The organism is Halopseudomonas sp. (assembly GCF_041579695.1).
Classification (GTDB): Bacteria; Pseudomonadota; Gammaproteobacteria; order Pseudomonadales; family Pseudomonadaceae; genus Halopseudomonas.
Genome location: NZ_JBFGFI010000018.1, coordinates 1 through 14619 on the forward strand (window position 1 = coordinate 1; position 14619 = coordinate 14619).

Below are 14619 nucleotides of genomic sequence, written 5' to 3' on the forward strand. Positions count from 1 at the left end.
AGTCATTTCGAGTCGATCAGCGTCGAGCAACTGCGCGAGCTGGAGGATATGGTCAACCAGCAGATCCGCCTGAACACGCCGGTGGCTATAGAGGTAACCGACATCGAGACCGCTAAAGGTAAAGGCGCGATGGCCCTGTTCGGCGAGAAATACGGCGATCAGGTTCGCGTTCTGACCATGGGCGATGGTTTTTCGGTCGAGCTCTGTGGTGGTACCCACGTCAGCCGCACCGGTGATATCGGCCTGCTGAAAATCACCAACGAAAGCGGTATTGCCGCCGGTGTCCGGCGTATCGAGGCGGTTACCGGATCGGTAGCGCTTGAGTACATGCGCGAGGACGATGACCAATTGCGTCAGATCGGGCAGGTGGTCAAGGGCGGTCGTGAAAATCTGCTGGACAAGGTTGCTACCCTGGTAGAGCGTACCCGGCAACTGGAAAAGGACGTTGAGCAGCTCCAGGCAAAACTGACCAGCGCAGCGGGTAACGACATGGCCACCCAGGCGCAGGAAGTGGCCGGAATGCAGGTGGTGGTCAAGCGCGTCGACCGCCAGGACGGCAAGGCCCTGCTGGGCCTGGTCGACCAGCTCAAGAACAAGCTTGGCTCGGCAGTGGTCCTGCTCGCCGGCGAACAGGACGGCAAGGTGGTGCTGGTCGCAGGCGTGACCAAAGATCTGATTGGTCGGGTCAAGGCCGGCGACCTGATTCGCAATGCGGCTGCGGTCGTCGGCGGCAAGGGCGGCGGTCGTCCAGATATGGCCCAGGGCGGCGGTACCGATCCGGCCGCGATCGACAAGGCGCTCTCAGAGGCGGTTGACTGGCTGGGTCAGCAGTAGGAAGCACAGTAGAGTAACAAGGGACGGCTTCCGACTGGAAGCTGACAGAACTGTCGGGCAACCGATTTCTCATAGGGGTCTGGTGCAAACAAGATGGCACTCATCGTCCAGAAGTTTGGTGGTACCTCGGTTGGCAGCGTTGAGCGCATTTGCCAGGTTGCCGAGAAGATCAAGGGTTTCAGAGCCAGAGGGGTAGATCTGGTTGTCGTTGTGTCAGCCATGAGTGGCGAGACCAATCGGCTGGTCGCGCTGGCGCAACAGGTTCAGGCCGAGCCTGACGCGCGCGAGATGGATGTGATCCTGTCAACAGGTGAGCAGGTGACCATCGGTTTGCTGGCCATGGCTCTCAAGGCGATCGATGTGCCCGCAGTGTCCTACACTGGATCGCAGGTCCGCATCGTGACCGACAGCGCGCACAACAAGGCACGCATTCAACACATCGACGATGCCAATATTCGCGGTGAACTGGCCGCTGGTAAGGTGGTCATCGTGGCTGGCTTTCAGGGTGTCGACGAGCACGGCAACATCACTACGTTGGGCCGCGGTGGTTCCGATACGACCGGCGTTGCACTTGCGGCAGCGCTCAAGGCAGATGAATGCCAGATCTACACTGATGTCGATGGTGTCTATACCACCGACCCTCGGGTGGTCGAGAGTGCCCGTCGGCTCGAGCGCATCACGTTCGAAGAGATGCTCGAAATGGCCAGTCTAGGTTCGAAGGTGCTACAGATAAGGGCGGTGGAATTTGCCGGCAAATACAACGTGCCACTGCGGGTTCTGCACAGTTTCAAGGAGGGTCCGGGGACCCTGATCACGTTCGAGGATGATGCGTCAATGGAACAACCAGTTATTTCCGGTATTGCCTTCAATCGCGATGAAGCCAAGCTGACCATTCGGGGTGTGCCGGATGTTCCCGGCGTAGCCTTCAAGATACTCGGGCCGATAAGCGCCGCGAATATTGAAGTCGACATGATCGTGCAGAATGTCTCGCGCGATAACACCACCGATTTTACTTTCACCGTGCATCGCAATGATTTCCGCAAGGCCGAAGACATTCTTCGCCAGGTAGCTGAAAACCTCGGCGCGCGGGAAGTGGCGGGCGATAACAAGATCGCCAAGGTCTCGATAGTCGGCGTCGGGATGCGCTCGCATGCCGGCGTCGCAAGTCAGATGTTCGAAGCGCTGTCCGACGACGGCATCAATATCCAGATGATTTCAACTTCCGAGATCAAGATCTCGGTGGTCATTGACGAGAAGTATCTCGAGCTGGCTGTGCGCAGTCTGCACAGCGCCTTCGGTCTCGATGCCGATTCAGCCATCGAGGATTATCTCTGAGAGTTTGTGGTTGCGCCGAGTGCGCGGCCACGGGGGCGTGGTTTCTGGCTGTCGCGCCCCATCTGTCTTTCAGTCACTGCTTTAGACGTCGCAACAACGGGGCGAACGACTTGTCCCTTACTGTTGTCATACGGATACCGCAGCGGCAGGGTGACAGGCAACATGCCGGTTTTTTGCAGACTGCTGTGTCCTGATCATGAGCAAGGAGAAATGGAATGCTAATTTTGACTCGAAGGGTCGGTGAGACCCTAATGGTAGGTGACGAAGTCACCGTAACCGTGCTGGGCGTTAAGGGTAATCAGGTGCGGATTGGGGTCAATGCCCCCAAGGAAGTGGCTGTCCATCGTGAAGAAATCTATCAGCGCATCCAGAAAGAAAAGGATGACGAACCAAATAGTTAATTTCATTGAGTTTTTGTTTGCATTAGTGGCTGCGCGCGGTTACTATTTTGCGCGTGTTACGGAGAGGTGGCCGAGTGGCTGAAGGCGCTCCCCTGCTAAGGGAGTATACCTGTTAAAGGGTATCGAGGGTTCGAATCCCTCCCTCTCCGCCACTTATGTGGTATAGGGTTGTTACACGTTAGTTTCTGAATCAAAAGGAAAAAAGCGTTTGACAGTTAACATTCAGTCCCTATAATACGCCTCACAATGCACTCGTAGCTCAGCTGGATAGAGTACTCGGCTACGAACCGAGCGGTCGGAGGTTCGAATCCTCCCGAGTGCACCATTTAAGAAACCCACTGGTTATCCGGTGGGTTTTTTTTTGCATGCCGGTTCTGCGCAAGCAGGTGCACGCGGCAGCGGAGAATGTAACGAAAGCCTGCTAGGCTTTGCAGCAATGGTTCTGTTTACCCTTTGGTAATCCCGTCCTTGGTTCTTGTCCGCCCATTGTGTCTTTCAGGGAAGCCCAGCCATGCCAGTGCCCGATAGAAAGTCTCCCGAAAGTCTCCAGGATCGCCTTGATCAGGTAACGGCTCTGCTGCGCCAGCATGAAGAAGCCGGGCGGCTGGAAGAGGGTGCCCGCGAGCGCGCGGGTAACCTGGGCGATCAGGTATCAAGCCGGGTCGAACTGCAGGACAAGCTTGAAGAGCTGCATCCTGCGGATGTTGCCTACATCCTCGAATCCCTGCCGCTCGAAGAGCGGTTGAAGGTCTGGCAACTGGTGGGTACCGAGCAGGACGGCGAGATTCTTCTCGAGGTCTCCGATGCGGTGCGCGAGACCCTGCTTGCCGACATGGACAACCATGAAATTATTGCCGCCGCGACCACTCTGGACGCCGACGAGCTGGCAGATCTGGCGCCGGACCTGCCACGGGATGTCGTCCGCGAATTGATGGACACCCTGGACGCCCAACAGCGCGAGCGCCTCAAGTCGGCCCTGTCCTTCGATGATGACCAGGTCGGAGCGCTGATGGACTTCGACATGGTAACCATCCGTGATGACGTTACGCTTGAAGTTGTCAGCCGTTATCTGCGCCGCTTCGAAACGCTGCCCGACCACACTGACAAATTGTTCGTGGTCGACCTGCAGGGCGTGCTCAAGGGTGTGCTGTCGGTGAACAAGCTGCTGGTAACCTCTGACGACCAGCTGGTGGCCGACGTAATGGCCATTGATCCTGTCATCTTTGATCCGCGCGACGACGCGGGCGAGGCAGTGCAGGCTTTCGAGCGTTATAACCTTGTTTCAGCCCCGGTAGTCGACAGCAAGGGGAAGCTGCAGGGCCGTCTTACCATTGAACAGATGCTTGACTATATCCGCGAGGAGGCTGAGACCGAGGCGCTGAACGCGGCGGGTCTGGTGGAAGAAGAAGATATTTTCGCTTCGGTCTGGAAATCGGTTCGCAATCGCTGGGCGTGGCTGGCAGTCAACCTGTGTACCGCTCTTATAGCCTCGCGGGTTATAGGCCTCTTCGAAAACTCAATCGAGCAACTGGTCGCGCTGGCGGCGCTGATGCCCATTGTTGCCGGCGTTGGTGGCAATTCGGGGAACCAGACGATCACTCTGATCGTCAGAGGCATTGCCACCGGCCAGGTTCAGATGGCCCATGGCGAGCGCCTGTTACGCAAGGAGGCCGGGGTAGCGCTGATCAATGGTCTGGTCTGGGGCGCGGCGCTTGGTGTGATTACCTGGTTTCTCTATTACAACGCGCCTTTGTCGATCGTGCTGATGTCCGCGATGGTGCTTAACATGATGCTCGCTGCCTTTATGGGTGTAGCCATCCCGTTGCTGCGCGTGCGTATGGGCGGGGATCCGGCGTTGGGCTCGAGTGTACTCATAACCGCTATCACAGACAGCGGCGGTTTCTTTATTTTCCTGGGGCTCGCAACCGTGTTTTTGCTCTAGGTTGATGTCGCGTGGTTTGCCAAAAATGTCACATCAGGCTACATTAGCCCGGTTTTGCGAGCAGAACGGATAGTGTGCGCGTCGCAGATTATCCATTCTGTATGGCTTGCGGTTTGAAAACCCGGCCAATCTTGCCGAAGGGCGTCCGTGATGCACCGTACTTATTGCAGGAGAGAAAATGACTTCGTCCGAACTGATTATGGAAGGCTTTGAACTGATGTTGCTGGGCATGGGCTCAGTTTTCGTCTTCCTGATACTTCTGGTGGCGGTAACAACCGGCATGTCTTCGTTTCTTAGCCGCTTCTTTCCCGAAGCACTCCCCGCTCCCAAGGCGCCCAAGCGCGCCAAGCCGACAGCCGGCGCTGCCGTTGATCAGGAAACAATCGCGGTCATCGGAGCAGCCATACAGCAACATCGCAGCCGTCGCGGCTGACACACCCTTTTTGCGCGTTTTTACTTAAAACTACAAAGGCCATAACACTATGACCGATACCAAGCAGCAGCCCTTGGGCATAACGGATGTCATTCTGCGAGACGCCCACCAATCCATCCTGGCGACGCGCATGCGTCTTGACGACATGCTGCCTATCGCCGGCAAGCTCGACCAGGTTGGTTTCTGGTCGGTGGAGTCCTGGGGCGGGGCCACTTTCGATGCCTGCATTCGCTATCTGGGTGAAGATCCCTGGGAACGTATCCGCGAACTGAAAAAAGCGATGCCCAATACCCGCCAGCAGATGTTGCTGCGGGGCCAGAACCTGCTTGGCTACCGCCATTATGCAGACGACGTGGTCGAGAAGTTTGTCGAGCGCGCTGCGGTCAATGGTGTGGACGTATTCCGCGTATTCGATGCGATGAACGATCCGCGCAACATGGAAACCGCCATCAAGGCAGTCAAGGCACAGGGCAAGCATGCCCAGGGCACGATCGCCTACACCACGAGCCCTGTACACACCCTCGAGATGTGGGTTGACCTCGCCAAGCAGCTCGAAGACATGGGCGCCGAATCGCTGGCGATCAAGGATATGGCCGGTATTCTCAACCCCTACATCGCCTTCGACCTGGTTACCCGTTTGAAGGAGACTCTGAGCATTCCGGTACACATGCAGTGCCACGCCACTGCAGGCCTGTCCACCGGCGCCATTATCAAGGCAGCCGAGGCCGGCATCGATAACGTCGACACGGCTATTTCTTCTCTGTCCATGACTTACGGCCATTCGCCAACCGAATCGATTGTTTCCATCTTCCAGAACACGCCACGCGATACCGGTCTTGACCTGGTACTGCTGGAAGAATGCGCGGCTTATTTCCGTGAGGTGCGCAAGAAGTACGCGAAATTCGAAGGCAGTCTCAAGGGCGTCGATGCGCGGATCCTGATTGCTCAGGTACCGGGCGGCATGCTGACCAACATGGAGAACCAGCTAAAGGAGCAGGGCGCCGAAGACAAGTTTGACGAGGTGTTGGCCGAGATCCCGCGTGTCCGTGAGGACCTGGGCTTCATTCCGCTGGTTACTCCTACCTCGCAGATTGTTGGTACTCAGGCGGTCATCAACGTGCTGACTGGTGAACGCTTCAAGTCGATCACCAAGGAAACCGCTGGTATCCTCAAGGGCGAGTACGGCGCAGCGCCGGCACCGTTCAATAAGGAGCTGCAGGATCGCGTTCTCGATGGCGCAGAGCCTGTTACCTGTCGTCCTGCAGATTTGCTCGAGCCGGAAATGGACAGGCTGACTGCCGAACTCAAGGGTATCGCCCAAGAGAAGGGCATCACGCTTGCCAGTGATGAAATTGACGACGTTCTGACCTACGCCCTGTTTCCGCAAATCGGCCTCAAGTTCCTCGAGAACCGTGGTAATCCGGACGCTTTCGAGCCTGTTCCTACCGGCAAGGAAACCATAGTGGCCAAGCCCGGCGAGCCCGAGGTGTACACGGTTACCGTTAACGGCAAGGACTTCGTCGTCCAGGTTGCCGATGGTGGCGACATCACTGGCATCAAGCCGGTTGGCGACGGGACATCAGCGGCTTCTTCAGCGCCTGCCCCGGCTGCCGCTGGTGATGGCGAGCCGCAAAAAGCGCCACTGGCTGGCAATATCTTCAAGGTGCTGGTTGATGCGGGTGATCACGTGGAAGAGGGTGATGTGGTGATCATTCTCGAGGCGATGAAGATGGAAACCGAAGTGCAGGCATTCAAGGCGGGCACCATCGGCAATATCAATGTCAAGGTAGGCGACGCAGTGAATGTCGGCGATACCTTGCTGACCATCGGCTGAGGGGAATTGAATGGATAATCTTCTTCAGCTTTGGCACAGCACGGGTATCTTCAAGATGGAGCCTGGCCAGGTCGTCATGATCCTGATCTGCCTGGGTATGATCTATCTGGCTATCCGCAAGGGCTTCGAGCCCCTGCTGCTGATACCGATCGGTTTTGGCGGCATTCTGGCGAACCTGCCGGTGGCGGGTATGGCTGATCCGGGCGGACTGCTCTACATGATCTACCAGGTAGGTCTGCCGACCACGGTCTTTCCGTTACTGATCTTCATGGGTGTCGGGGCGATGACCGACTTCGGTCCGATGCTGGCCAATCCGCGTACGTTGCTGCTCGGTGCTGCCGCACAGTTCGGTATCTTCGGCACGCTGCTCGGCGCATTGGCGCTGACTGCCTGGGGTATTCCGGGATTTGAGTTCTCGCTCAAGGAGGCTGCCTCGATTGCGATCATTGGCGGTGCAGACGGTCCGACCTCGATCTTTGTAACGTCCCAGTTGGCGCCGCAGTTGCTTGGCCCAATCGCCGTCGCAGCCTACGCTTACATGGCATTGGTTCCAATGATTCAGCCACCGATCATGCGGGCGCTGACCAATCAGAAAGAACGAGCGATCGTCATGACGCAGCTGCGCCCGGTGAGCAAGACCGAGAAGATCATCTTCCCGATCCTGCTGCTGCTGCTGGTCGCCATGCTGCTGCCTTCGGCTGCGCCGCTGGTAGGTATGCTGTGTTTCGGTAACCTGATGCGCGAAAGCGGCGTGGTCGATCGTCTGACCGACACTACCCGTAACGCGTTGATCAACATTGTGACACTGGGTCTGGGTCTGGCGGTAGGTTCCAAGCTGTCCTCGGAGTCCTTCCTACAGCTGACCACTCTGGGTATTCTGGTGCTGGGTATGGCGGCCTTCTGTGTCGGCACTGCATCCGGTGTGTTGATGGCCAAGCTGATGAACGCTGTCAGCAAGCAGGCAATCAATCCCCTGATTGGTTCCGCCGGGGTATCCGCGGTACCGATGGCTGCCCGGGTATCCAACAAGGTAGGCCTGGAGGCGAACCCGCAGAACTTCCTGTTGATGCACGCAATGGGACCGAACGTGGCTGGTGTTATCGGTTCGGCGGTTGCGGCGGGTGTACTGCTCACCTTCGTTGGCTGATCCGGAGTAATCTGCGCCCACAAAAAAACCGCTCTCGATCGAGAGCGGTTTTTTTTGCCCGAAGTGATGTGCTAACTGATCCTACACCCCCTCAATCATTCGATGAGGGGCCAGCTCAGGATGCGACTTCTTCGCCTGGAAGCAACGCCAGAAGTGCATTTTGCTGGCGCCGGCTCATTTCCCGGAATCGCAAGAGCAGTTCACGCTCGGGATGGCTCAGATTATCCATCTGTTTGTCGTTGAGCATCTGCCGTGAAGGTTGCGCTGGAAGCGTCGGCAGATCAAGCAGGCTGTGTTCGAGCCTGGCGATGATTTCGGAGTTCATGCTCCGGTGATGTTGCCGCGCTACCTCGGCGATATGCTCGCGCATACCGTCGGGCAGCCTGACGACGAATTTGTCGGCGGTGCGGCTGGTGTACTGTTGAGCTGCTGTTTTCATAATGGGCAACTTAATCGTCTGAGAGGGTGAACGCTACTGGCCGGTTGCACTACGCCAGATTGCCGAGTGCCAGTATAGCGTGAATGCGGCGTATCACAGGCTGTTACCGGCTTAACCGCTCAATTTTGATATTTCCTAGATCTGTTTTTTACCGGTACTTTCAACTGATGTCAAAATAATGCCTCAGTTTTGTGACGTAATTCCGACAGATGGCCATTTGCAAGCATTCCTACCGACTTGGGTCACGCTGGCCAAGGCCATGATCGATCAGGTAACATGCGCCGCTCCAGGCTACTCCTTGGTTGGAGAGCATGGCATTGAAGTAGTTCCTCCTTTCAGTGCGCTTGTAGCTCAGCTGGATAGAGCGACCGCCTCCTAAGCGGTAGGTCCCGGGTTCGAATCCCGGCTCGCGCACCATCTCGACCTTTCGGTGTTTACACTAAGCTCTGATCACAAAGGCGCGTCCGCAAAGCTGTGTCTGCGCAGCGTCATTCCAGTCCGCTCAGATAGGCCGCCAGGGCATCGAGCTTGTCCTCGCCGAGGACCGCGAACGGCGGCATATCTGCGCCGGGCTTTATATTCCGAGTGTGGTCGATCCAGCTAACGAAGCTTGCCGGCGCCATGGGTAGCGTGCCTGCAGCCAGGCTCAGGCGACTGCCGACATGGGTCAGATCCGGGCCGAGTCGGCCACTGGCGTCTGTGCCGCGTATTGTATGGCAGGTGGCGCAGCCATTGGACATGAATATCCGCAGGCCTTCGCTGGCGGCGGCGGTTGCTGGTGGTCTGGCAGGTTGCGCCTGATGGGTGAGCCAGTGCTCGAATGCTTGCTGCTTCATCACCTGTACCCGAAACCGCATGAAGGTATGGGAAGTGCCGCAATACTCTGCGCATGCGCCGCTAAAGATACCTGTGCGAGTAGGCTCGAGCAGCATTTGATTGGTCCGCCCGGGAATCATGTCAACCTTGCCACCCAGGGACGGAATCCAGAACGAATGGATGACGTTGTCACTGGTGAGGTTGAACAGCGCGGATTTGTCGACCGGCAGGCGAATTTCATTTGCCAGTTCTACCACCTCGCCCTCGGTGGTCTCGTATTGCACTCGCCACCACCATTGTTCGCCCGCAACGTTCACATTCAGGTCGGCTTGCTCGTTCAACCGCGAGTGGGGCATCAGCGAGAGGCCATATACCAGTAGTGCCGACAGTACAGCGGCCGGAAACAGAATGCCGCCGCCGACGATCAGCCACTGGTCCTTTCGGACCTGGCGCTCCCCGGGCTGTACCTTGATGACATAGAGGGCGGCCGCCACTACCAGTATCCATACCAACGCTCCGCCGCCGAACATCCACCAGAACAGCTTGGCTATGCTTGCTGCCTGCATGCCAGCGGGCTCCAGTATGGATTGGCTACCAGCACAGGCACTCATCGTCAGCGAGCAGGTGGCGAGAGCGCCGCGGCAGAACTGCCGCCGACGCTTGGCTGTCCAGGTCCAATCCATGATCCGGCCTTTTTAACGATTCAGTCAGGTTCGACAACACTCCAAGCGAAAAGTTGGCGGCGAGGGAGAGTGCTCCGCGCCTGCGGCAAAGCCGATGCATGGATTCGGTGCGTGCAGCCTGCGGGCATGCCCGTTTCCGGGCGCCATAACGGTGTCAATAAGACTATCGAGAAACTTTAATGTCGCAATTAAGACCATATTCGCCTGAAAAATTGCGAAGTATGCACTTAACTGTACTGGTACAGGCTTTGCAATGACTTGCAGGACTGTGGACTGGCGACATGCCAGCTGTCTCGCGTGGGACGTGAGATGTTCTCCTTTCCAGCATGACGGTTTTACTGTCATTGTGTCCCATGCCCGTAACGGGCAAGACAGGGAGAGTGAGACTCCATAATAATTATTCCAATCTGGAGATTTTCAATGAAGACGGTGAAAACTACCCTTGCAATAGTCGCTACTGCTGCTGCCATCGGCGCAAGCAGCTTCGTCCAGGCGGGCGTGACGCTTGATGCGGTGAAGAAAAAGGGCTTTGTCCAATGCGGTATCAGCGATGGTCTCCCCGGTTTCTCCTACGCGGACGAGAAGGGCAACTATCTTGGTCTGGATGTAGACGTATGCCGTGCCATGGCAGCAGCGCTGTTCGGCGACGCGAGCAAGGTGCGCTACAGCCCGCTGACCGCCAAGGAGCGCTTTACCGCGCTGCAATCGGGTGAGGTAGATGTGTTGTCACGCAACACCACCTGGACCAGTTCACGCGATGCCAGCCTGGGCCTGAACTTCGCAGGCGTTAATTATTACGACGGCCAGGGTTTCCTGGTGAATAAAAAGCTTGGCGTCACCAGTGCCAAGCAGCTCGATGGCGCTACCGTATGTATTCAGGCGGGCACCACCACCGAGTTGAATGCGTCCGACTATTTCCGTAGCAACGGTATGAGCTTCACCCCCATCACCTACGACACCTCGGATGAAAGCGCCAAATCGCTGGAATCCGGTCGGTGCGACGTGCTGACCTCGGACCAGTCACAGCTCTATGCCCAGCGTATCAAGCTCGCTTCGCCAGATGATTACGTAGTGCTGCCCGAGGTGATCTCCAAGGAGCCTCTGGGGCCGGTGGTACGCCATGGTGACGACGAGTGGTTCGACATCGTCAAGTGGTCGCTCTTTGCAATGCTCAATGCAGAGGAAATGGGCGTTACCTCGGCCAACGTCGATGAGATGGCGAAGAACCCGAAGAACCCCGATGTCGCCCGTCTGCTTGGTGTTGAAGGCGAGTACGGCAAGGAACTCAACCTGCCGAAGGACTGGGCTGTGCAGATCGTCAAGCAGGTGGGCAACTACGGTGAAAGCTTCACCCGTAACGTTGGCGCCGAAAGCGAGCTGAAGATTGAACGTGGCCTCAACGCTCTGTGGAACAACGGGGGCGTGCAGTACGCACCACCAGTGCGCTGACACTCCGGGCGATCAGCCCTGGTGGCTGATCGCATTGCTTCGCTGATGTAAGTTCCCCGCCTGCGTGGCGGGCGGGGCTTGCGAGAGGGTTTACATGCAAACTGCTGCAAAAGCGCCACGCCCAAAGGGATCGGTCTGGACCGATCCAAAGGCGCGGGCCTGGATTTTTCAGCTTATTGCCATTGTCGCTGTCGTGGCCATGGGCTGGTTTTTGTATAGCAACACCATGATCAATCTGGAAAAGCGTGGCATTACCACTGGTTTCGCTTTTCTGAACAATACCGCAGGCTTCGGTATTGCCCAGCATCTGATCGACTACACCGAAACGGACAGTTATGGCCGGGTGTTTGTCATCGGCCTGCTGAATACTTTGCTGGTATCGGTCATCGGCATTGTGATGGCGACCCTGCTGGGTTTCGTGCTGGGCATCGCACGACTCGCTCCCAATTGGCTTGTAAGCCGGCTGGCCACCATTTACATAGAGATATTCCGTAATATCCCGCCGCTGCTGCAGATACTCTTCTGGTATTTCGCGGTGATGCTCTCGTTGCCCGGGCCGCGGCAGAGCCTGGGCATTTTCGAGAACTTCTATCTCAACAGCCGCGGCTTGTACATGCCCGCGCCGAGCATCTCGGATATCTTCGGGTTGTTTCTCGCTGCGCTGGCATTGGCGATTGTTGCGATCATTGTGTTGGCCCGATGGGCCAAGGCACGGCGCGAGGCAACCGGCAAGATCTTTCCCGTGACGCTTGCATCCATAGGCATCCTGCTGCTGGTGCCGGGCCTGGCGGTGGTCATCGCCGGTAGTCCGATTGACTGGACTGCTCCCAAGCTGACCGGTTTCAACTTCACCGGCGGCTGGGTACTGATCCCCGAGCTCATTGCGCTGACGCTGGCGCTGACCATGTACACGGCTGCGTTCATTGCGGAAATCGTTCGCGCGGGAATTCAGTCGGTCAGTCACGGCCAAACCGAGGCCGCCAGCTCGCTGGGTTTGCCTCCGGGGAGGATCTTGCGCCTGGTGGTTATTCCCCAGGCCTTGCGAGTGATTATTCCGCCGCTTACCAGCCAGTATCTGAACCTGGCGAAGAATTCGTCGCTGGCTGCGGCGATTGGTTACCCGGAGATGGTCTCGCTGTTTGCCGGTACCGTGCTCAATCAGACCGGGCAGGCGATCGAAGTCATCGCTATTACCATGAGTGTTTATCTGGCCATCAGCATCAGCATTTCCATGTTGATGAACTGGTACAACAAGCGCATCGCGCTGATCGAGCGGTAAGGACAGCCCATGCAGACTCATGATTTCAAACCTGATCTTCCACCGCCACGGCAGAGTATCGGCGCCATGGCCTGGCTGCGGCAGAACCTCTTCTCCAGCTGGTTCAACAGCCTGCTTACGCTTGTCGCGCTGTACCTGCTCTGGCTTATCGTGCCACCGCTGCTGCAGTGGGCATTTCTCGATGCCGACTGGGTGGGTGATACCCGGGCTGACTGCGACAGCGGGGGCGCCTGCTGGGTGTTCATCAAACAGCGGTTCGGCCAGTTCATGTATGGGTTCTATCCCACAGAACTGCGCTGGCGGGTAGACCTGACGGTGGTTCTCGCCATTGTCGGCGCGGCGCCCTTGTTCATTTCGATGATGCCGCGCAAGGCGCTCTACGGTATCTGCTTTCTGGTTGTCTATCCGCTGGTCGCCTACTGGCTGCTGCATGGCGGCCTGGGACTTGAAGTGGTGCGGACCAGCCAGTGGGGCGGGCTGATGCTGACTTTGGTGATTGCCGCAGTGGGCATCGCTGGCGCCTTACCTCTGGGGATCGCTCTGGCCCTGGGACGTCGGTCAGATATGCCGGCGATCCGGGTTCTGTGCGTGACCTTCATCGAGTTCTGGCGCGGTGTACCGTTGATCACCGTATTGTTCATGTCCTCAGTCATGCTGCCGCTTTTTCTGCCCGAGGGAATGAGCTTCGACAAGTTGATCCGTGCGCTGATCGGGGTAATCCTGTTCCAGTCAGCCTACATTGCCGAGGTGGTGCGTGGGGGTCTCCAGGCAATCCCCAAGGGGCAATACGAGGCTGCAGAAGCTATGGGCCTGGGTTACTGGCGGATGATGGGTCTGGTGATTCTGCCCCAGGCGCTGAAAATGGTGATTCCGGGTATCGTCAATACGTTTATTTCACTGTTCAAGGACACCAGTCTGGTCATCATCATTGGACTGTTCGATCTGCTCAACAGTATCAAGCAGGCGACTACCGACCCCGCCTGGCTGGGAATGGCTACGGAGGGGTATGTATTCGCTGCCCTGGTTTTCTGGATTTTCTGTTTCGGCATGTCCCGCTACTCCATGCATCTGGAGCGCAAGCTGGATACCAGCCACAAGCATTAGGAGCAAGAACGTGAGCGAAGCAAAGGCAGAGCCAGTCATCAAGGATCGCATGATCGAGATGGTGGGCGTGAACAAATGGTATGGCACCTTCCACGTGCTCAAGGATATCAATCTGAACGTGCGGCAGGGTGAGCGGATCGTGATCTGCGGACCCTCCGGTTCTGGTAAATCCACGACGATTCGTTGTATCAATCGTCTCGAGGAGCATCAGCAGGGGCGCATCGTCGTTGACGGTACTGAGCTCACCCATGACCTCAAGCACATCGAGGCGGTGCGGCGCGAGGTGGGCATGGTGTTCCAGCATTTCAACCTGTTCCCACATTTGACGGTGCTGCAGAACTGCACACTGTCACCCATGTGGGTACGGCGAATGCCCAAACGCAAGGCTCATGAGCTGGCGATGCATTACCTCGAGCGGGTCAAGATTCCGGAGCAGGCGCACAAGTTTCCGGGCCAGCTCTCCGGCGGTCAGCAGCAGCGTGTTGCGATCGCCAGGGCCCTGTGCATGCAACCAAAAATCATGCTGTTTGACGAGCCTACCTCATCGCTGGATCCAGAGATGGTCAAGGAAGTGCTCGATACCATGGTCGGTCTCGCTGAAGACGGTATGACGATGCTCTGCGTTACTCACGAGATGGGCTTCGCCCGCACAGTGGCAGACCGGGTGATCTTCATGGACCGCGGCGAGATAGTGGAGGAGGCCGAACCGAATACCTTCTTCACCAGCCCGGTGAACGAGCGGACCAAGCTGTTTCTCAGTCAGATACTGCACTGACCCTGGCCTTCCCACCACTGGCACCATGCAGGTGCCAGTGCTCATGCGCCCGTGTCCACATTCGGCTGCTTCATGCAGCCTGATTGATGATGTCAATTGGCCCACCCAGGCCAGAACCAATCGGTCACATTTGGGTTATACTTTTGCC

At 57.3% G+C, this 14619-nt stretch carries 13 protein-coding genes and 3 tRNA genes; 14 read left to right on the forward strand and 2 right to left on the reverse strand.

Annotated elements, in window-relative coordinates:
- The 9 genes from ABYA88_RS05890 to ABYA88_RS05930 form a co-directional block, all read left to right on the forward strand.
- A partial coding sequence (locus ABYA88_RS05890) for a DHHA1 domain-containing protein (protein ID WP_373186041.1) occupies positions 1-834 on the forward strand: 834 nt, incomplete at its 5' end.
- A gap of 93 nt (positions 835-927) precedes the next feature.
- Positions 928-2169, forward strand: a complete 1242-nt coding sequence (locus ABYA88_RS05895) for an aspartate kinase (RefSeq protein WP_373186042.1) — start codon at positions 928-930, stop codon at positions 2167-2169.
- A gap of 215 nt (positions 2170-2384) precedes the next feature.
- Entirely contained in the window at positions 2385-2570 is a 186-nt protein-coding gene (csrA, locus tag ABYA88_RS05900) for a carbon storage regulator CsrA (RefSeq protein ID WP_092386879.1), read from the forward strand.
- A 60-nt stretch (positions 2571-2630) separates the two neighbouring features.
- Positions 2631-2722, forward strand: a tRNA-Ser gene (locus ABYA88_RS05905).
- A gap of 96 nt (positions 2723-2818) precedes the next feature.
- A tRNA-Arg gene (locus ABYA88_RS05910) sits at positions 2819-2895 on the forward strand.
- A gap of 186 nt (positions 2896-3081) precedes the next feature.
- A complete protein-coding gene (gene mgtE, locus ABYA88_RS05915; protein WP_373186043.1) occupies positions 3082-4512 on the forward strand; it encodes a magnesium transporter in 1431 nt (476 codons plus the stop codon).
- Positions 4513-4690: 178 nt separating this feature from the next.
- A complete protein-coding gene (locus ABYA88_RS05920) occupies positions 4691-4945 on the forward strand; it encodes an OadG family protein (protein ID WP_373186044.1) in 255 nt (84 codons plus the stop codon).
- 49 nt (positions 4946-4994) lie between these two features.
- Positions 4995-6779: a sodium-extruding oxaloacetate decarboxylase subunit alpha gene (gene oadA / locus ABYA88_RS05925; protein WP_373186045.1), complete on the forward strand. Its 1785-nt coding sequence runs from the start codon at positions 4995-4997 to the stop codon at positions 6777-6779.
- 10 nt (positions 6780-6789) lie between these two features.
- Positions 6790-7926, forward strand: coding sequence for a sodium ion-translocating decarboxylase subunit beta (locus ABYA88_RS05930; protein WP_373186046.1), 1137 nt, complete (start codon positions 6790-6792; stop codon positions 7924-7926).
- A 115-nt stretch (positions 7927-8041) separates the two neighbouring features.
- Here ABYA88_RS05930 and ABYA88_RS05935 read toward each other — a convergent pair whose 3' ends face one another.
- On the reverse strand, positions 8042-8365 hold the full coding sequence (locus ABYA88_RS05935; protein WP_373186047.1) for an Arc family DNA-binding protein: 324 nt from the start codon (positions 8363-8365) through the stop codon (positions 8042-8044).
- 340 nt (positions 8366-8705) lie between these two features.
- Here ABYA88_RS05935 and ABYA88_RS05940 point away from each other — a divergent pair.
- Positions 8706-8782: transfer RNA gene (locus tag ABYA88_RS05940), tRNA-Arg, on the forward strand.
- A 71-nt stretch (positions 8783-8853) separates the two neighbouring features.
- Here the strand turns inward: ABYA88_RS05940 and coxB are convergent.
- A complete protein-coding gene (coxB, locus tag ABYA88_RS05945; protein ID WP_373186048.1) occupies positions 8854-9864 on the reverse strand; it encodes a cytochrome c oxidase subunit II in 1011 nt (336 codons plus the stop codon).
- A gap of 420 nt (positions 9865-10284) precedes the next feature.
- On the opposite strand from coxB, the gene ABYA88_RS05950 reads away from it, so the two are divergent.
- The 4 genes from ABYA88_RS05950 (at position 10285) to ABYA88_RS05965 (ending at position 14471) form a co-directional block, all read left to right on the forward strand.
- A complete protein-coding gene (locus tag ABYA88_RS05950; RefSeq protein ID WP_373186049.1) occupies positions 10285-11313 on the forward strand; it encodes an amino acid ABC transporter substrate-binding protein in 1029 nt (342 codons plus the stop codon).
- Positions 11314-11407: 94 nt separating this feature from the next.
- Positions 11408-12592 (forward strand): amino acid ABC transporter permease, encoded by a 1185-nt coding sequence (locus tag ABYA88_RS05955; protein WP_373186050.1) that lies wholly within the window; start codon positions 11408-11410, stop codon positions 12590-12592.
- A 9-nt stretch (positions 12593-12601) separates the two neighbouring features.
- Positions 12602-13696, forward strand: coding sequence for an amino acid ABC transporter permease (locus tag ABYA88_RS05960; RefSeq protein ID WP_373186051.1), 1095 nt, complete (start codon positions 12602-12604; stop codon positions 13694-13696).
- A 10-nt stretch (positions 13697-13706) separates the two neighbouring features.
- Positions 13707-14471, forward strand: coding sequence for an amino acid ABC transporter ATP-binding protein (locus ABYA88_RS05965; RefSeq protein WP_373186052.1), 765 nt, complete (start codon positions 13707-13709; stop codon positions 14469-14471).
- Positions 14472-14619: the final 148 nt, after the last annotated feature.

Coding starts and splice junctions, on each gene's coding strand:
- ABYA88_RS05920 (WP_373186044.1), top strand. CDS start 4,691: ATGACTTCGTCCGAACTGATTATGGAAGGCTTTGAACTGATGTTGCTG.
- ABYA88_RS05935 (WP_373186047.1), bottom strand. CDS start 8,365: ATGAAAACAGCAGCTCAACAGTACACCAGCCGCACCGCCGACAAATTC.
- ABYA88_RS05930 (WP_373186046.1), top strand. CDS start 6,790: ATGGATAATCTTCTTCAGCTTTGGCACAGCACGGGTATCTTCAAGATG.
- oadA (WP_373186045.1), top strand. CDS start 4,995: ATGACCGATACCAAGCAGCAGCCCTTGGGCATAACGGATGTCATTCTG.
- csrA (WP_092386879.1), top strand. CDS start 2,385: ATGCTAATTTTGACTCGAAGGGTCGGTGAGACCCTAATGGTAGGTGAC.
- ABYA88_RS05950 (WP_373186049.1), top strand. CDS start 10,285: ATGAAGACGGTGAAAACTACCCTTGCAATAGTCGCTACTGCTGCTGCC.
- coxB (WP_373186048.1), bottom strand. CDS start 9,864: ATGGATTGGACCTGGACAGCCAAGCGTCGGCGGCAGTTCTGCCGCGGC.
- ABYA88_RS05960 (WP_373186051.1), top strand. CDS start 12,602: ATGCAGACTCATGATTTCAAACCTGATCTTCCACCGCCACGGCAGAGT.
- ABYA88_RS05955 (WP_373186050.1), top strand. CDS start 11,408: ATGCAAACTGCTGCAAAAGCGCCACGCCCAAAGGGATCGGTCTGGACC.
- ABYA88_RS05895 (WP_373186042.1), top strand. CDS start 928: ATGGCACTCATCGTCCAGAAGTTTGGTGGTACCTCGGTTGGCAGCGTT.
- mgtE (WP_373186043.1), top strand. CDS start 3,082: ATGCCAGTGCCCGATAGAAAGTCTCCCGAAAGTCTCCAGGATCGCCTT.